Below are 17,174 nucleotides of genomic sequence, written 5' to 3'. Positions count from 1 at the left end.
TTCAGCTCGCTGCGCGGATGAGGTGCTTCTGGATCTTGCCGGTCGGTGTACGCGGAAGAATGGTCGCGAACACCACTTCACGCGGAATCTTGTAGCGCGCCAACTTGTCCGAGAGGTAGTCCTTGATGTCGTCGGCGCTGATGACATCCGGTTCACGCCAGACGACGTGCGCGACGACGGTCTCGCCCCATTCTTCGTTGGGTTTTCCGACAACGGCGACGTCGACGACGTCCGGGTGGCCGGAGATCACGTCCTCGACCTCCTTGGAGTAGACGTTCTCACCGCCCGTGATGATCATGTCCTTCGCGCGGTCGACGATGAAGAGGTAACCGTCCGCATCCTTGCGCGCCAGATCGCCGGTGCGATACCAACCTCCGTCGGCAAAAGCAGCCTTCGTGGCAGTGGGGTCGTCGAGGTACCCCTGCATGACGGTGTCGGCACGCAGCCAGATCTCACCGATCTGATCGGGCTCCGCGTCGGTGCCGTCATCGGCAACCAGGCGCAGGTCGACTCCGGCCAGCGCGACGCGGCCGATCGAGCCCGCCTTGCTCAACTGCTCCTCGGGGTACAGCACAGTGCCCACCGGCCCGGTCTCGGTCATGCCGTAGACCTGCCGGAATTCGGTGGTGCCGTACGACTCCACCAGTCGCCGAGCGACATCCGCGCCGATCGGTCCGCCGCCGTACAACCACGCACGAACGCTACCGAGGTTGTAGTCGGCAAAGTTCGGCACGAGGTTGAGTGCAGTGGTGTAGATGACCGGCGGGCCGAAGCAGAGGGTAATACGTTGTTCCTGAACAGTTTCCAGGAATTTGACGGGATGGTACTCGCGCAGCAGCACGACGGTTCCGCCCATGTAGAGCGTGGACATGAACCAGTTGTTGAGCGGGGAAGCGTGCCAGATCGGGACGGCCATGAGCAGGCGCTCGTCCCGAGTCGTCGACACGGCGAGGGCCGCGGTGACGGCAACACCGACGACGTTGCGGTGGCTGTGGACGCAGCCCTTGGGCGAGCCGGTAGTCCCCGAGGTGTAGAGGATTTCAGCCGGATCGTTCTCGTCGATGTCGATACCGTCAACGCCCTCTTGGCGGGTGATGGCGTCGTCGAAGAAGTCGAAACCGTCTGCGACAGAGTCCGTGCTGATCAGCTTGGCCGTTGTCTCCAGTCGACCGACAACCGGCGCCAACTCACCGTCGAAGACGCACACCGACACCTTCGCATGTCCCAGCACGTAGGCAACTTCCGGAGTCTGCATCTTGTGGTTGATGGGGACCACGACGGCGCCCAAGCGCCAGGCACCGAGCATCGCGTACACGAATCCCGGAGTGTTGTAACACATCAGCGCGACGCGGTCGCCCGGCTGCACGCCCAACGACTGCAAATAGCCTGCGGCGCGTCGACTTCCGTCCTGAACCTGGGAGTACGTGTGATCGTGACCGTCGAACATCAGGAAGGGTTTGTCCGGGGTCTTGGTGACGTTGCTGTCGAATACGCGAACGATATTCATCGAAGTCCTTGTCGGAGAATCACGCTCGAAGAGAGTTCATTCCATCGAGCTGTTGAGTACGGCGTCGGGTATCTGGAGAGTGGCGAAGATGACGGCGACCGCCTCCTCGAGGGAGTAACCGAAGCTCTCGCCGGTGGCAGTTTTCTGAATGACGAGGCCGAAGATCGCAGACCAGAAGGCCTTGGATTCGACGTCGATGCCCGCGCGCAGCTGCCAGCCGGTGCGGATCAAGGTACGGAGGAGGGCTGTTTCACCCGAGGAATGCAGAGTGCGAAGCGTCTCGGAGATCAGATCGCGGAGTTCACCACGGCGACCCGTCATCATCATCGCTTCCACGAACAGTTCGACACTGGGAGCGCCCGAGCCGAGGAGTGATCCGACCAGCTTCTCGGTGTAGTCGCCCACGGTGTCGGCGTCGGCGGCATCGACCTCGGCACGCTTGCCTGCGCGCAGAACGGCTGCACACGCCACCTCGACGAAGAGCTTCTCTTTTGAGCCGTAGTAGTAGGTCACCTGGTTTGGATGGGCGCCGGCGGCGGTGCAGATCTGCGCGATGGACACGCTGTCGCCATGTTCGAGGAAGAGCTCGGTTGCAGCGTTGAACAGTGCCATGCGCGTCTGCTTGCCCGACTCACGCGTCGCGCGCGCTGCGGGAACTGACTCGGTGACCATCACGAACTCCTACTTGTTTGTATGACAAACAATAACTCGGCGTTGTTTGTATGGCAAACAATTTCTCCCGGTACGACCCAAAGTTGCTGCGAAACACTCACATCAACCCCGCGATCGGGAACGTTCGACTGCGCTGGCTGCGCTTCGATACGACGGGTGCCTTCCTCCACACTTCTGACTGTCGACCGAGTCCGGACGATTGCTACGCGACAGCATCTGACCAAGCAATGCTGCCATTGTCGTCTGTTCAGATGAAATTTCTTCAACCTCGGTCATTTATCTGAAAATGATTGCTACCCTCCACAGACTATTTCTGAACACAATCTTCCGGCATCAATTGCGTAAGACTTTGAGGAGTAACCTATGTCCCAGGCGCGGTCGAAGCCGTGGATTCTATTTTCACTCCTGCTGATTTCGGCGTTATCGGCGGGATGCTCCGAAGCTCGCAACATCGACGCGTCGAACCCTTCTCCGACGTCGATTCCATCCGTTTCCAGCTATTCCTCAAATCAGAACAGCACCTCGACAGTGATGCCACCAGAGAAGTCGATCCCAAAATCCGTCCAAGTTCCAGAAGATGAACATACAAATGACACTTTCACGATCAATCGAAGTCCTGGAACCTTCTCCCTGGGGTGCAACAACAGTGAAGAGTTACCCAAGGACGGTGTAGTCTTCGACTCTCTGAGTGGAAAATTCTTTCCGCTACCCATACCATCTGTTACGTCGTCCGAAGAGCTTGTGAAAGCGTATTGCACAGTAGCTGGACCACCGGACCGCCTCCGCATCATTTACATCCTGTCCCTCCGCATTCCCGCGTCGGGACCCGAGGTCGAAAACCCCTAACCAGAACTGTCTCGTATGCACTGGATACACCAGGTGCAGTTGCGAATTACGCGTGGCCAGCACCGATCGGAACTTCGATCGACGAAATTGCTGCGACCAATTTCGGATTTATCGTACGCGTTGGTAACAATTTCACGGGCTTCGATCTCGACACCCTAGAGCCGACATGGGAGCGTAACGATGGCCCAGTCTACGACTCGAGCTTCAACGGGTTGGCCTTTGTTCGCGAGATAGGTTTCGAGAGTGGGCTGAAGGTAGTCATCAACGACGCCTCAACTGGGTCGGAGCTTCAGAATCTGAGCGGATTCCAGCGAGCCACCGAAGGAAAGGACTTTCAAGGGCAGTCCAATTATGGCTGGTTCCTGAGGCATGGATACAAGAACCCGGACAACGACGTCTTCTACTTCGACGCTTCTTCGAAGAAGTTGATCGGACCGTTATCGCCCTATGCGGAGGGGATGCAGCGACATGGTGACCTATTATTAACATACCGTCGGGACAATGTCGATAAGAACAACTTTATCAACATATTCGATATTAAAAAGAATGACTACGTGCTACGTAAAATTGGTTCTGAAGTTTCCGGTCTGAACTTCAGCGAAATCTACGTTGCAGGAAACTATCTTTACATCAAGAACGACACCGAGAGTTCCGTCACCGACCTTCGAACGCTCACCAAAGTGTCTCAGGGGTGGAGCGCGCGACCGATGGATCTAATCGGCACGGATTGGATCTTGTCAATCAAAGGGCCGGTGACAAATCAGTACGTCAATTGCTTCGACGGGGATGGTTTCTATATGTGCAAAGAGCGAGCGGTCTTGGTGCACAGCCCGAACGGGGCCTACCCAGGTCCTTGGTACTGACTGCCTGTCGGTGACTGCCGACAAGAACTCGCCTTCATCGGCCAATCCATCGACCCGTCTCGACTGCACCGAGAACTCGACGCGTGTCTACTCACCACAGCCGAGATCGAACTCGGGCCAGACGTGTGGACCACCTGGAGCGACCCCCTGGGCGTCGGCTATACCGACCAGACCGTTTGATATTGGTCCGATTTGCCGTAAGTTGTGCGCAATGGGGCTATCACGCAACCGAACTCGGGCGTTGTTGATCGTCGCGGCAATCGCAGCCGGGACCGCTGCCGCGGCGAAACCGGCGGAGGCCACCTGGACAACCGCGCCGATGTGCGGCGATTGGCAGGTCGAGACCGTAGCCCAAGGGTTGGAACAGCTCGAAAACCTCGAGACCGATGACAACGGCGGGTTCTACCTCTCCGGCGAGTCGAAGATCTATCACGTCGACGCCGAAGGACAGGTACGAACCGTCCTCGACGGCATTGCTGCTCCTGGCGGTTTGCAGCTCGACGGTTCGAGGCTGTCCTTCCTCACCAGACAGGACGGCAAGCTGTGGCAACTGGACACCACGACGGATCAGCTGTCCGCACCCGCCGACTTCGCGGGCAACGGCTTGCTCCGACTTCCCGACGGCGATCTTCTGACGACGTGGGTCGGAACGGAGGGCGGCCCGTCGAAGGGCGTGTCGCGCTATCAACATGACTCCCGAACCGTCGTACCCAATTGGGCCGCAGTGCCACGTTCGGAGGGGCTCGCGCTCAGTCCGGATCATCGAGCCGTGTACACCGATGATCTGTTCACAGGTCAGATCATTCGAGTCCCTGTGGATACCCCTGATGCGTGGGCCGTTGTCGCAACCGTCCCGAGCCCGGTACCCGGTCTCGACGATCTGACCGTGTCGCGGGATGGGATGCTCTACGTCGCTGCTCACCTCGAGGGCGCGATCTATCGTGTAGATCCCGAGACCGGGAAGTCCTGCGTCGTCGCTTCGGGTCTGTCGGGTGGGTGGACCGGGCCGAGTTCAGTGCGTATCGGGCGGGACGGCGACGGCTGGGCGCTCTACGTCACCGGCTTCGACGGGACACTGCGCCGCCTGGTACCTCCGGCGGGCGTCGAACTCGCACCGGTTCGGTAACTCCGTTCTCTTCGAGACGGGATTCTCCGACCTGGCGATACTTAAAATCACGCTGATTTGAAGGCATGCCCGCAGCGCAGCGGCCGCTTGTCCGAAAACTGTCAACAGTTCTACACGGAGAAATGGCTACCCTTAGGTTTACGCTGCTCGCATGTTTTCTTCCGTCGCAGCGAAGATCCGCCTGGTGGTGGCACTGCTCCTCACTGCCCTCCTGGCGCTGACTCTGTCATCGTGCTCGAGTGGCTCGGATTCGTCGGCAGCCCCTACAGACCTGTGTGCACCTCCGGGAGTGGGAGCCGCAACCGCGGCCCCCACCAATCTGGATGCGGCAGCGGGTGCGGGCGCCGAAGACCGCTACACCACGGCCACCGTCACCCCGGTCGATCGGATCGACACCTCGAAGCTGAACTTGATCAAACCCGGGGTCATCACGGTCGGCACGCTCGGTGACGCGCCCCCGAGCATCTGCGTCAACTCCGATAATCAGTACACCGGATACGACAACGAGCTGCTGAAGGCCGTCGCGGACAAGCTGGGCCTGAAGGTCGAGTTCGTCGGCACCGAGTTCGCCGGGCTTCTCGCCCAGGTTGCCGGTCGACGCTTCGACGTCGGCTCGTCGTCCATCACCACCACAGACGACCGTCGCAACACCGTCGGCTTCACCAACGGCTACGACTTCGGATACTTCTCCCTCGTCGTGCCTAACGGCAGCCCGATCACCGGCTTCGGAGACCTGGACGCATCCAAGCGCATCGGCGTCGTGCAGGGAACCGTGCAGGACGACTACGTCGTGAACACGCTCAAGCTCGATCCCGTGAAGTTTCCCGACTACGCCACGGCGTACGCGAACCTCAAATCCGGACAGATCGACGCCTGGGTAGCTCCGTCTCAGCAGGCCGAAGGCGCAATCGCTCCCGGTGACCCGACCTCGATCATCCAGAACACCTTCTCGGTCAACAACTTCGTCGGCTGGGCGGTGAACAAGGAAAACCAGCCGCTGATCGACGCCCTCAACTCCGGCCTCGACGCAGTCATCGACGACGGAACCTGGTCTCAGCTGTACGCCGACTGGGTACCGCGCCAACTCCCTGAAGGCTGGAAGCCCGGATCCAAGGCCGCGGCCACTCCGGAACTGCCCGACTTCGCAGCCATTGCGGCAGAAAACGCAGCAAACGGTGACGGTGGCGATACCGCGTCGTACCAACCGAAGTCGACGCTCGAACAGCTCAAGGACACGTTCTTCGACTGGGATCTGTACAAGAAGGCATTCCCCGATCTCCTCAAGACCGGTCTTCCCAACACCCTGATCCTTGCGCTCGCGTCTGGCATCATCGGCACGGTCCTCGGCATGCTGCTCGCTGTCGCCGGTATCTCGGGCACCCGTTGGCTGCGCTGGCCCGCCCGCGTCTACACCGACATCTTCCGTGGCCTGCCCGCCGTCGTCATCATCTTGATCATCGGGCTCGGCGTCGGACCGATCGTCAAGGGAATCACCGGCAGCAATCCGTACTGGCTCGGTGTCGCGGCGCTGTCGCTGCTCGCGTCGGCGTACATCGGTGAGATCTTCAGATCCGGTATCCAGAGCGTCGAGTCCGGGCAGCTCGAGGCTTCCCGTGCCCTCGGCTTCAGCTACCGCAAGTCCATGTCGCTGGTCGTCATCCCGCAGGGTGTACGACGCGTTTTGCCGGCGTTGATGAACCAGTTCATCTCGCTGATCAAGGACTCGTCGCTGATCTACTTCCTCGGTCTCCTCGTCACCCAGCGGGAACTCTTTGCCGTCGGACGTGATCTCAACGCCCAGACCGGCAGCCTGTCCCCGCTCGTTGCGGCAGGCTTGTTCTACCTTGCTCTGACCATCCCGCTGACGCACCTCGTCAACTACATCGACAACCGGCTCCGGACCGGACGCGCCGACACTTCAGGCACGTTGGATCCGCTCGAGCAGGCCATCGTCGTGGAAAGGGGCTGAGGACATGACCACCAGCTCTGAACTGAAGTCCGTATCGCTCACCGGCAAGGACCTGCATCTGTCCTTCGGCACAAACAAGGTGCTTCGCGGCGTCAACCTGCACGTCGACGCCGGAAACACCGTCACCGTCATCGGGCCCTCCGGTTCGGGCAAGTCGACGCTCCTGCGCGTGCTGAACCGTCTGCACGAGCCTGAGCAGGGTGACGTGCTGCTCGACGGGAAGTCCGTCTTGAAGGACAATCCCGACGAGCTTCGCCAGCGAATCGGCATGGTGTTCCAGCACTTCAACCTGTTCCCGCACAAGACCGTCGCCGAGAACATCGCGCTCGGGCCGAACAAGCTCAAGGGGTTGTCCAAGGAACAAGCTCGGGCGCTCGCGCTCGAGCAGCTGGATCTGGTGGGGCTCAAGGAAAAGGCGGACTCGCGGCCCGGCAACCTTTCCGGTGGTCAGCAGCAGCGCGTCGCCATTGCCCGCGCCTTGGCGATGAAGCCCGAGGTCATGTTCTTCGACGAGGCGACGTCAGCTCTCGACCCCGAACTGGTCAAGGGCGTTCTGGCGTTGATGGCCGATCTCGCGAAGTCCGGTATGACCATGGTCGTCGTGACGCACGAAATGGGCTTCGCGCGTTCCGTTTCCGACAAGGTGCTCTTCATGGACCGCGGCGCCGTTGTCGAAACCGGTACTCCGGAACAGCTTTTCGACGATCCAGAAACAGATCGACTGCAGGCGTTCCTGTCACAGGTTCTCTGACCCCGGACGCTTCAGAGATCGACGGGCGTTGATCCTGGACGCCTGAAGCATCAGATGGTCACGTTCGGCGAGGTTGGATGCCTTGTGCGCTGCAACGGCATACAACCTCGCCGCCGTCTCCAGGTCTCCGTCGCGTTCACGGAGATAGGCCTCGACTGCGGCATGGCGTGGAAGAGAATCGTCCAGCGCTGCAAGAGCTGCCAAGCCGGCGCGTGGTCCGTCCGCCTCGCCGACGGCCACCGCTCGGTTGAGCCGGACGATCGGGCTGTCGGTCAGGGCTGCGAGTTCGTCGTACCACTCCACGATCTGCACCCAATCGGTCTCGTCTGCTGTGAGAGCGTCGGCATGAAGTGCGGCAATCGCGGCCTGGGCTTGGAACTCGCCCAGTCGGTCGCGAGCGAGGGCTCCCTGAAGGATCACGACCCCTTCCGCGATCGTCTCGGTGTCCCACCGTCCGCGGTCCTGCTCGGCAAGCGGAACCAGGCTGCCGTCTGCGGCAGTGCGCGTGGCGCGGCGAGCGTGATGAAGCAGCATCAGAGCGAGCAACCCCGCCACCTCGGGATGATCGATCGCAGCGGCGAGCTGCCGGGTGAGCCTGATGGCCTCGGCAGCCAGGTCGACGTCGCCGGAGTACCCCTCGTTGAAGACCAGATAAAGGACACGGAGAACGGTGGCGACATCGCCGGGCTGCTCGAACCGCACGCCGGAGACCGTGCGCTTGGCTCGGCTGATGCGCTGAGCCATCGTCGCCTCAGGCACCAAGTAGGCCTGCGCAATCTGGCGAGTGGTCAGCCCGCCGACAGCGCGCAGCGTAAGTACAACGGCGGACGACGGCGTCAACGACGGGTGAGCGCACAGAAAGTAGAGCTGGAGTGTGTCGTCCACGCCCGGCACCGACCCGCTGACCGGCCGCTCGCCTGGCTGCTCGTCAACCAGAAACTCCCGCTTGCGACGAGCCGCATCCGACCGGATCCCGTCGAGGAACCGCCGCCAGGCCACTGTGACCAGCCAGCCCTTCGGGTCCCGCGGCGGGTTGTCCGGCCAGGTCCTCACCGCCTCGAGCAGAGCGTCTTGCACGGCGTCCTCGGCCGACGCGAAATCTGCTCCGCGGCGGACGAGGATGCCGAGCACGCTCGGAGTCAGACTTCGAAGCAGCGTGTCGTCCATGAGAGTCGTCAGTCCGTGATGGTCGGCGGCTCGGTCAGGAACGGGCGCAGTTCGAGCCATTCGTGAATCGGCTTCCCGCCTGCGCCGGGCGCGGCCGAGAGCTCCCCGGCCAATTCGACGGCTCGGTCGTAGTTGTCGACGTCGATCACCATCCAGCCGGCAATGAGGTCCTTGGTTTCCGCGAACGGACCGTCGGTGACCGGCGGGCGACCCTCACCGTCGTACCGGACAAAGGTGCCCTCAGGAGCGAGAGCCTGACCGTCGACGAACTCGCCCGCCTTCTCGAGCCGATCCGCGAAGTCCTGCATGTACTTCACGTGGGCCGTGATCTCTTCCGGTGTCCACTGGTCCATCGGCACGTCGTTGACTGCAGCCGGAGCACCGCGGTAGTGCTTGAGCAGCAAGTACTTGGCCATCGTGAATCTCCTCTGTGTCGGTGCCACCCATTCTGGTCGCACTTCACTACAGGGACGAAGCAAGTCGGGGATTCTCGACATCGCAGGGCTTTCGGCCCTGTGCGCCTTTTTGGTAGTGCCCGCAACCAGAAAGGCGCACGGGGGCCGGAGGCCCTAAATCCACCCCTGCCGACGAGCGATCACTGCAGCTTCGTGCCGATTGGCTGCACCTAGTTTGGTGACAGCTGACGACAAATAGTTTCGGGTGGTACCCGCAGACAGGTGTGCCCGGGAAGCGATCTGCTCGATGGATGCCCCGTCGGCCGCGTATTCGAGTACGTCCGCCTCGCGCGGAGTAAGCGGTGAGTCGCCGGCGCCGATCGCCTCGGCAGCCAACGACGGGTCGACGTACCTCCCGCCGGCATGGACGCTGCGGACCACCTCGGCGAGCGTCGCCGCAGGCGTCGTCTTCGGTAGAAATCCGCGGACACCTGCTGACAGTGCCTTCTTCAAGTACCCAGGACGCCCGTGGCTCGTCACGATGATCGAGACGCACCCCGAGACCGTCTGCGCAATCTGTTGCGCCGTCTCGATGCCGTCGATACCCGCCATCTGAAGGTCGAGCACGGTTACGTGAGGTTGATGCTTTGCAGCAGCGATCACGGCATCCTCGCCGGATTCGGCTTCTGCCACGACGACGATGTCGTCCTCGAGCGACAACATCATGGCCAGAGCCGAGCGGATCAGGTTCTCGTCGTCGGCCAGCAGTACCTTGATCGGCTCGGTCACCGAGACTCCTTCGTTCGGGACGGAAAGTGGGCGGTGAGGGTGAAGCGATCTTCGTCCTGGACGGTTTCGACAGTTCCTCCGACGGCGCCGACGCGCTCGCGCAATCCGTTCAGACCGGTTCCGTTGTTCGGCTCTGCGATCCGTGCGCCGTCGTTGGCAATCACGACGCCGTCCGCGGACACCTCGATGCTGCAATTCTCGGCACTGGAGTGCCGGAGAATGTTGGTCACGCCTTCACGGACGACCCACGCGGCGGCCTCGGCCAGTTCCACCGGCAGTTGATCTGCCGATCCACGTATCGCGGTGGAGATTCCGGCGGCCTCGAGCAGAGACTGCGCACCGGCCAGCTCCGATGCCAAGGCGATGGACCGGTATCCCCGAACCAACTCGCGCGCTTCGTCGAGAGAATCTTGCGCAAGTTCGCGTACTTCGTCCATCTGCGCGGCGGCACGATCGTCGCCGCGTCGTGAAAGAGTGGCTGCAAGTTCGCTTTTCACCGCAATTGCAGACAGCGCACGCCCGACGACGTCATGGAGATCGCGCGAAAATCGCAACCGCTCCTCGGCGACGGACAGGGCAGCGGCAGCTCCGCGAGCCTCGTCCAATTCGGTGACCATGCGAAGCAGCCACACCGACATGTAAACGGTCAGCCCCATGAAGGCGGCGACGATTCCGACGGACACGCCGCTTTCCGGACCCGCAAGCAGTCCCAGTACGACCCCGGCGGCCACCGAGCCCACGATCAGCCAGCGCAACGACGTCAACCCAGCAAGGGGCACGACAAGGATTGCCGCGAGCCAGAAGTACGGGCCGTTCTCGCCATTGCTTCCCAAGGCGATTCCCGCCGAGCAGAACGCGGACAACGTCATCACGGCAAGAGGAATCTGGACGGGCTTGGCCACGACTCCGCCCAGATCTGACATCCGAGAGACGGCGATGCCGCACGCAACGGCACTGATTCCGAGGAAGACACCCGACAGGTACCGATCCGCAACGATCTCGGTGACCGCACCGAAGCCACCGAAAACCACTGCGACCATGATGAACGATTGCCGCGTGTAGAGGCGAACCTTGTCGACGTTCGACGCGGTTCGCCACGTCCGTCTCGGATTCCAGCGTCCGAAGTTCTGCGCGATCATGCCCACTACCTTCTCAGAGTTCTACGAACGCGGTTCCCAGCGGAAGTGGACGTTCGCGATCAGAACCGAACCGACGATCCACGCCAGCATGACCAACAGCGGTTGCCCAGCCGAACCGAAGGTGTCGACAAATCCGGCCGCCGCACCGGGCGCATCGCCCAGATCAGCCAGTTCGCCAGTGGTCCGCCCCAGCCATCCGAGATTGAGAAGGTCGACTACTGCGGCCAGCGGAGTGAAATCGAGAATGCGAGCAATGTTGTCCGGCACGACATTCCTGATCGAAGACATACCTGCCGTCGCCAGAATCAGAATCGGCATGCAGGTGATCTGCGCCGCCTCTGCATTTCGCGTGACAGCCGAAGTGATCAACGCCAGCGCTGTGAAGAGCGCGGCGCCGCCGATCACCGCGACCAGGACCAGCACCGGATTGACCGGAGCACTGCCGCCGAGAACCATCACGGCGATTCCGATGACCACCGTCAACAGTGCGGTGAGAACCCACGACGGCACTGCCGGGCCCGCCAGGATCTCGGCGTCGCTGCATTCCCCGGTCCGTAGTCGCTTGAGAACCAACTCGTCACGGCGCGTCGCGTACACCGACAGCAGGTTGTAGAAGACCACGAAGACCAGAAGGAACAGTGCAAATACCTCGAGGCCTGCCGACACCGACTTGTCCGACAGCCCGCCGTCTCGCGACAGGTACAGCATTCCCACGGGAAAGATCAGCGGGAGGACGATTGCATTGAAGAGCAACAGTCGATTTCGTCCCAGGAGCGTGAACTCCGAACGAGACAGGGTTGCTATGCGGTTCATGCCGACGCTCCTTCGAGAGTTGCGTGATGATCGAATTGGTCTGCAATGGAGAGGAATACTGTCTCCAAGGACGCCGCTCGGGCATCCAAGCCGGTCAGCAAGACATCATTGTGCTGCGCCCACAGCAGCAGTTCCGTCAGCGTCTCCTGGACGGTGCGAGTGGTGATCAGCACCAGATCGTTTTCGACGCGCACCTCGGCGCCGGCCAGCGCTGGGAGCGGAAGGCCTGGGCGGTGCAGTTTGATCTGGGCGGGATGATCTGCGACGACGTCCGCCACGGTTCCGCTGCGCACGACCGATCCACGGTGCATGATCGCCAATTGGTCGCACAAGGATTCAGCTTCGTCGAGATAGTGCGTCGTCAACATGATGGTGACGCCCGACGCTTTCAAGTCAGCGATCAATTGCCAAGTGTTACGCCGACTTTCGGGGTCCAAACCAGTAGTCGGTTCGTCGAGGAACAGTACGAGTGGCCGGCCGATGATCGCGCACGCCAAATCCAGTCGGCGCGCTTCACCGCCCGAGAGGAACTTCACGCGGGTATCGCCACGGTCACGCATGTCCACGCGCTCGAGCACCTCGTCGACGGGAAGCGGATTCGAGCACGTTCCGGCCCACATCGCCAAACTCTCACGAGCAGTCAGGTCTTGGGGAAGCCCACCCTTCTGGAGCATGATGCCGAGCGACGGTCGAATCTGCTTGCGGTTGCGCACCGGATCCATTCCCAGAACGCGCACCGTACCGGCGCTGGCTCGTGAAAGGCCCTGAATCACTTCGAGAGTGGATGTCTTGCCGGCACCGTTTGTTCCGAGGAGGCCGAACAGCTCACCTTCCTGAACACTCAGATCCAGATTGCGAACAGCATCGAACGCCTCCTTGCCGGAGCCGTAGCGCCGCGACATTCCGACTACGTCGATCACGGGATCGCCCTTCATCGCTGCGCCTCCTCTCGGTTCCAGCTGCGCAGTCCGATCGTGAATCGAATGCCCGCGTAGACCGCGAGAGCGGCAACAAGAATCCAGGACACCGGATTGGAGCCGATGATCGCGAACACTCCTCCGATGATCGCGATGTTCACCACGATCACAACAAGTTCGCGGCCCATCGTGGGTGCGGGTCCGATGTCCATCAGGTCCGTCAGGAGGCTTCCCTCATGTGGTTCTCTCATGCCTCCAAGCCTCGCGGGAAGTCCGCGACGAAAACAGTGCACAGCGTCATCACCTGCGGTGACACCGTCATGGATCGGCGATGACAAATGTCATGCGACGTCCCCGCGGGGACGCGTCGTAAATTGCAGGTAAGGGTCGCCTCGTTGTTTTGCCGTTCATTTTTACGTTCCTTTACCCTCGCTTAGAGCTTCTACGGTTCCCGAAGTCCGTACATCGAATCTCGGGAGTTCACGGTGGCTATCAAGCCTTTGGCCTTGTTCGTCAAACACGACGGCGTGTCTGCACGCGCGTCGATCACCTGCCAGTACAAGTGCGGAAACGCGTGCTCTCATGAGGTCCCCAACACCTCGGGCGGCGAATACTTCCGCGATATCGCACGCACGGCACTGACTCGTCGCGGCATGCTCCGGGGCAGCGGCATGGCAGTCCTCGCGGTGGGAGCAGGCAGCGCCCTCGTCGCATGTTCGGACGAATCCGCAAGTGCGGAACCGGGAACCGGTTCGACGAGCGGCAGCAGCGGCGGAACCACACCAGCGGGGACGAACTTCGACGCCGTCGCGCCCAACAAGGAAGACAAGGTCACGGTCCCTGACGGATACGATCAGGCCGTCGTCATCCGTTGGGGTGACGCCGTTCTCGCCGGAGCCCCGGCATTCGACTTCGACAAGCAGACTGCGGCAGCACAGGAACTGCAGTTCGGATTCAACAACGACTTCGCCGGACTGCTCCCGGTCGACGGGCAGCCCAACACCTACCTCCTCGTGGTCAATCACGAATACTCCACCGAGCCGGCGATGTTCCGCGGCTACGATGCGGAGAACCCGACCGAGGAGCAGTTCAAGATCGGCCTGGCCAGCCACGGACTGTCGGTCGTCCAGGTCAAGGGCGAATCCGACAACGGCAAGCTGGTACCGGAGATCGGATCGAACAACCGCCGCATCACCGGAACCACGGAGTTTGTCGTGACCGGCCCCGCTGCAGGTAGCGACTTCCTCAAGACGAGTGCCGATCCCACGGGAACCAAAGTGCTCGGCACCCTCAACAATTGCGCTGGCGGCGTCACACCCTGGGGCACAGTGCTTTCCGGCGAAGAGAACTTCAACCAGTACTTCGCGAACGCCGAGGGTGTCACCGATCCCACGGTGGCAGCCCGGCTGAAGCGCTACGGTCTGGCCGGAGCCGCTTCCGAGCGAAAGTGGGAACGCTTCGACAAGCGGTTCGATCTGGTCGCAGAACCCAACGAGGTCAACCGATTCGGATACGTCGTCGAGATCGATCCCTGGGATCCGTCGTCGACTCCGATCAAGCACACAGCGCTCGGACGTTTCAAGCACGAAGCCGCCACCATTTACATCACGTCGGACGGCACCGTCGTCGCCTACAGCGGTGACGACGAGCGCTTCGACTACATGTACAAGTTCGTCTCGAGCCGAAAGATGCAGGACGGCAAGAGTCAGGCAGCCATGCGCCACAACATGACTCTGCTCGACGCCGGAACACTGTACGTTGCAAAGCTCAGCGGAAACTCCGCCGGCGAGATCGACGGAACCGGCAAACTCCCGTCGGACGGCACGTTCGACGGAACCGGCGAGTGGGTAGCCATCCTGCGCACCGGCGAAGACGGCAAGGGCGAATCGCTGGTAGACGGTATGAGCGCCGAAGAGGTCGCCGTCTTCACCCGCCAGGCCGGTGACAAGGTCGGGGCAACGAAGATGGATCGCCCCGAGGACTTCGAGGCAAACCCGAAGAGCGGCAAGGTTTACGTCGCACTGACCAACAACACCAAGCGCGGAGTCGACGGTGGTGCCGCGGCCGACGAGGCGAACCCGAGGAACAACAACAAGAACGGCCAGGTCCTCGAAATCACCGACGACCACGCCGGCACTACCTTCGGCTGGAATCTTCTTCTCGTCTGCGGAGATCCGGCCACAGCCGATACTTACTTCGGCGGGTTCGACAAGAGCAAGGTCAGCCCAATCTCATGCCCCGACAACCTTGCCTTCGACCCGCACGGCAACCTGTGGATCTCCACCGACGGCAACGCACTCAAGTCCAACGACGGACTGTTCAGCGTTGTCCTCGAAGGCGAAAACCGCGGTGAGACAAAGCAGTTCCTCACCGTTCCCGTCGGCGCCGAAACCTGCGGCCCCATCGTGGACGAGAAGCGCGTCATCGTCTGCGTCCAGCACCCCGGCGAGACCGACGACGCCAGCATCGAAAGCCCCGCATCCCATTGGCCCGACGGTGGTTCCTCCCAGCCTCGCCCGTCGGTAGTTGCAGCATGGAAGAAGGACGGATCTCGGCTCGGCTCGTAACACACACGAAAACGACTGTGGGGCAGATCGCATACTCTGCGATCTGCCCCACGTCGTTTACCTCAGATTCTCAAGAGAATCAGTTGTCACCATCCTCGCGACGCTTACGCGTCAGGAGAACAACACCCGTTCCCAGCGCCAGCAGCAGAACCAAACCGCCTGCCGCGAGCAACCCGGTGTTCACGCCACTCTCACCAGCGCCACCACCCGAGTTGATCGTTCCACCCTGAGGAGCAGACGTCGGCGGCTTCGGCTGACCCGGCTGACCCGGGTTTGCTGTCGGCGGCTTCGGCTGTCCCGGAACCGTGCTCGGAACCGGCTGACCCGGAACCGTCGGCGGTACGACGATCGGAGGCACAACGACGATCGGGGGAATGATGATCGTCGGTGTAACCGGCACCGTCGTGTTCGGAACCGTCGTGGTCGGCGGAACTGTCGTGACCGGCGGCGTTGTCGTCGGCGGCGTCGTTGTCGTCACGCCACACGGATCCACAATCTCCTCCGCGACAACTTCTTCTGTCGTGGTCTCCTCTGTGGTGGTCTCCTCCGTGGTGGTGGATTCCTCCGTACCGGTCACATCAGCGTCACCGGCAGTGGTCGCGCTAGCCGTCGTCGTCGCAACCGTTGTGGTCGGAACCATCCGCGTGGTCGTCGTCGGAGGAACACAGGGCTCCGTCGTAACCGGCGGCGTCGTGGTGGTGGTCGTCGGAGGCACCGTGGTGGTGGTCTCCGGCGGGTCCACCGGGTGTTCGGTGCAGAGAGCGTCGCCCGGGACACAGTCCACCGGCGGGTTCTCGCCACCAACCACCAGGTAGTTGTTCAGGACGCCCGGAGTGAATCCGGGACCTGACAACGTTCCGATCTCAGGATTGACCTTGACGGTGTACGTCACCGTCGCGCTCTCACCCTTGGCCAGCTTTCCGGTGACCGTGAAGACGTTGTCGACGACACCCGAAACAACCAGCGTGGAAGTAGTAGCCGGATTCTTCGTCATTACTGCATCGTCGAGAACATCAGTCAGATCGTCGTAGAAGCTGATCTCACCATCCGCGGTGCCCACATTCTTGAACGTGAGCGTGTACGTGATCTCCTGGCCGCCAACCACACGGTTCGTGGTGGACGGGTCAGAGGACTTCAGTACCTCGATTGCGGGAGTGCCATCAACCGGGTGTTCGGTCGTGACCGGCGGAGGAGTGATCTCCGGACCGGTCGGCGGCTTCGCAGTACCGGTGACCTTGTTGTTGATCAGAACGCCGCCGGCAACACCGTCGTTGATCTTCACCTGATAGGTCAGAACAACCGACTTACCAGCTTCGAGTGCACCCGTCCAACTCAACGTCGTACCCGACAGGGTCGGCGCAGTCGCGTCGACACCGTCGACAGTTGCCTTGAGCGAACCGTCCACCAACGCGGCGTTGTCGAGAACCTTCGACAGATCATCGGTCAACACCACCGGATCAAGGGTCGTGTTACCCGTGTTCGCACCGGTCACCGTGTACGTGATCGTCTGACCAGCAGCAACATTGGTACCCGAGACCGGATCCGCAGTCTTCGCGACCGTGAACCCCGGAACCTTCACCGGGTGTTCGGTCGTCACCGGCGGAGGAGTGATCTCCGGACCGGTCGGCGGCTTCGCAGTACCGGTGACCTTGT

At 61.6% G+C, this 17,174-nt stretch carries 15 protein-coding genes; 5 read left to right on the top strand and 10 right to left on the bottom strand.

All coding sequences use genetic code 11. The features are described 5' to 3' along the window. Position 1 precedes the first annotated feature (1 nt). On the bottom strand, positions 2-1,507 hold the full coding sequence (locus R4P70_RS00080; RefSeq protein WP_256065809.1) for a class I adenylate-forming enzyme family protein: 1,506 nt from the start codon (positions 1,505-1,507) through the stop codon (positions 2-4). 36 nt (positions 1,508-1,543) lie between these two features. Further along, complete coding sequence (locus tag R4P70_RS00075; protein ID WP_007735239.1) at positions 1,544-2,179, bottom strand: TetR/AcrR family transcriptional regulator C-terminal domain-containing protein; 636 nt, start codon at positions 2,177-2,179, stop codon at positions 1,544-1,546. Between the two features lie 1,058 nt (positions 2,180-3,237). On the opposite strand from R4P70_RS00075, the gene R4P70_RS00070 reads away from it, so the two are divergent. The 4 genes from R4P70_RS00070 (at position 3,238) to R4P70_RS00050 (ending at position 7,734) form a co-directional block, all read left to right on the top strand. Beyond that, positions 3,238-3,888: a hypothetical protein gene (locus R4P70_RS00070; protein WP_317830159.1), complete on the top strand. Its 651-nt coding sequence runs from the start codon at positions 3,238-3,240 to the stop codon at positions 3,886-3,888. A 211-nt stretch (positions 3,889-4,099) separates the two neighbouring features. Continuing rightward, positions 4,100-5,014, top strand: a complete 915-nt coding sequence (locus tag R4P70_RS00060; protein ID WP_317830158.1) for an SMP-30/gluconolactonase/LRE family protein — start codon at positions 4,100-4,102, stop codon at positions 5,012-5,014. Between the two features lie 151 nt (positions 5,015-5,165). Beyond that, positions 5,166-6,983: an ABC transporter substrate-binding protein/permease gene (locus R4P70_RS00055; RefSeq protein WP_317830157.1), complete on the top strand. Its 1,818-nt coding sequence runs from the start codon at positions 5,166-5,168 to the stop codon at positions 6,981-6,983. A gap of 4 nt (positions 6,984-6,987) precedes the next feature. Then, positions 6,988-7,734: an amino acid ABC transporter ATP-binding protein gene (locus R4P70_RS00050; protein ID WP_020909781.1), complete on the top strand. Its 747-nt coding sequence runs from the start codon at positions 6,988-6,990 to the stop codon at positions 7,732-7,734. Here R4P70_RS00050 and R4P70_RS00045 read toward each other — a convergent pair. The 7 genes from R4P70_RS00045 to R4P70_RS00015 form a co-directional block, all read right to left on the bottom strand. Continuing rightward, complete coding sequence (locus R4P70_RS00045) at positions 7,720-8,901, bottom strand: RNA polymerase sigma factor (protein WP_317830721.1); 1,182 nt, start codon at positions 8,899-8,901, stop codon at positions 7,720-7,722. The genes R4P70_RS00050 and R4P70_RS00045 overlap by 15 nt on opposite strands. A gap of 8 nt (positions 8,902-8,909) precedes the next feature. Then, complete coding sequence (locus R4P70_RS00040; protein WP_021346141.1) at positions 8,910-9,317, bottom strand: YciI family protein; 408 nt, start codon at positions 9,315-9,317, stop codon at positions 8,910-8,912. 153 nt (positions 9,318-9,470) lie between these two features. Beyond that, positions 9,471-10,085, bottom strand: coding sequence for a response regulator transcription factor (locus tag R4P70_RS00035; protein WP_317830156.1), 615 nt, complete (start codon positions 10,083-10,085; stop codon positions 9,471-9,473). Next, positions 10,082-11,224: a sensor histidine kinase gene (locus R4P70_RS00030; RefSeq protein WP_047889971.1), complete on the bottom strand. Its 1,143-nt coding sequence runs from the start codon at positions 11,222-11,224 to the stop codon at positions 10,082-10,084. Before R4P70_RS00030 ends, R4P70_RS00035 begins: the two co-directional genes overlap by 4 nt. 21 nt (positions 11,225-11,245) lie before the next feature. Beyond that, positions 11,246-12,037 carry an ABC transporter permease gene (locus R4P70_RS00025; RefSeq protein ID WP_070797551.1) on the bottom strand — a complete coding sequence of 264 codons (792 nt, stop codon included), beginning with the start codon at positions 12,035-12,037 and terminating at the stop codon, positions 11,246-11,248. Then, the gene (locus R4P70_RS00020) at positions 12,034-12,972 is read right to left on the bottom strand and encodes an ABC transporter ATP-binding protein (RefSeq protein WP_019746143.1); all 939 of its coding nucleotides are present in this window, start codon (positions 12,970-12,972) and stop codon (positions 12,034-12,036) included. The genes R4P70_RS00025 and R4P70_RS00020 overlap by 4 nt, the downstream gene beginning before the upstream one ends. Next, the gene (locus R4P70_RS00015) at positions 12,969-13,205 is read right to left on the bottom strand and encodes a hypothetical protein (protein ID WP_019746144.1); all 237 of its coding nucleotides are present in this window, start codon (positions 13,203-13,205) and stop codon (positions 12,969-12,971) included. The genes R4P70_RS00020 and R4P70_RS00015 overlap by 4 nt, the downstream gene beginning before the upstream one ends. A gap of 234 nt (positions 13,206-13,439) precedes the next feature. Here R4P70_RS00015 and R4P70_RS00010 point away from each other — a divergent pair, with 234 nt between their 5' ends. After that, complete coding sequence (locus tag R4P70_RS00010; RefSeq protein WP_069147418.1) at positions 13,440-15,521, top strand: PhoX family protein; 2,082 nt, start codon at positions 13,440-13,442, stop codon at positions 15,519-15,521. Between the two features lie 79 nt (positions 15,522-15,600). On the opposite strand, the gene R4P70_RS00005 is transcribed toward R4P70_RS00010, so the two are convergent. Beyond that, a partial coding sequence (locus tag R4P70_RS00005) for an isopeptide-forming domain-containing fimbrial protein (RefSeq protein ID WP_317830155.1) occupies positions 15,601-17,174 on the bottom strand: 1,574 nt, incomplete at its 5' end.

Source organism: Rhodococcus sp. IEGM 1241 (assembly GCF_033142365.1).
Classification (GTDB): Bacteria; Actinomycetota; Actinomycetes; order Mycobacteriales; family Mycobacteriaceae; genus Rhodococcus_F; species Rhodococcus_F erythropolis.
Note: the sequence above shows the minus strand (reverse complement) of the source record. Positions and strands in the feature narration are given on the sequence as shown.

Coding starts and splice junctions, on each gene's coding strand:
- R4P70_RS00080 (WP_256065809.1), bottom strand. CDS start 1,507: ATGAATATCGTTCGCGTATTCGACAGCAACGTCACCAAGACCCCGGAC.
- R4P70_RS00075 (WP_007735239.1), bottom strand. CDS start 2,179: ATGGTCACCGAGTCAGTTCCCGCAGCGCGCGCGACGCGTGAGTCGGGC.
- R4P70_RS00060 (WP_317830158.1), top strand. CDS start 4,100: ATGGGGCTATCACGCAACCGAACTCGGGCGTTGTTGATCGTCGCGGCA.
- R4P70_RS00055 (WP_317830157.1), top strand. CDS start 5,166: ATGTTTTCTTCCGTCGCAGCGAAGATCCGCCTGGTGGTGGCACTGCTC.
- R4P70_RS00050 (WP_020909781.1), top strand. CDS start 6,988: ATGACCACCAGCTCTGAACTGAAGTCCGTATCGCTCACCGGCAAGGAC.
- R4P70_RS00045 (WP_317830721.1), bottom strand. CDS start 8,901: ATGGACGACACGCTGCTTCGAAGTCTGACTCCGAGCGTGCTCGGCATC.
- R4P70_RS00040 (WP_021346141.1), bottom strand. CDS start 9,317: ATGGCCAAGTACTTGCTGCTCAAGCACTACCGCGGTGCTCCGGCTGCA.
- R4P70_RS00030 (WP_047889971.1), bottom strand. CDS start 11,224: ATGATCGCGCAGAACTTCGGACGCTGGAATCCGAGACGGACGTGGCGA.
- R4P70_RS00025 (WP_070797551.1), bottom strand. CDS start 12,037: ATGAACCGCATAGCAACCCTGTCTCGTTCGGAGTTCACGCTCCTGGGA.
- R4P70_RS00020 (WP_019746143.1), bottom strand. CDS start 12,972: ATGAAGGGCGATCCCGTGATCGACGTAGTCGGAATGTCGCGGCGCTAC.
- R4P70_RS00015 (WP_019746144.1), bottom strand. CDS start 13,205: ATGAGAGAACCACATGAGGGAAGCCTCCTGACGGACCTGATGGACATC.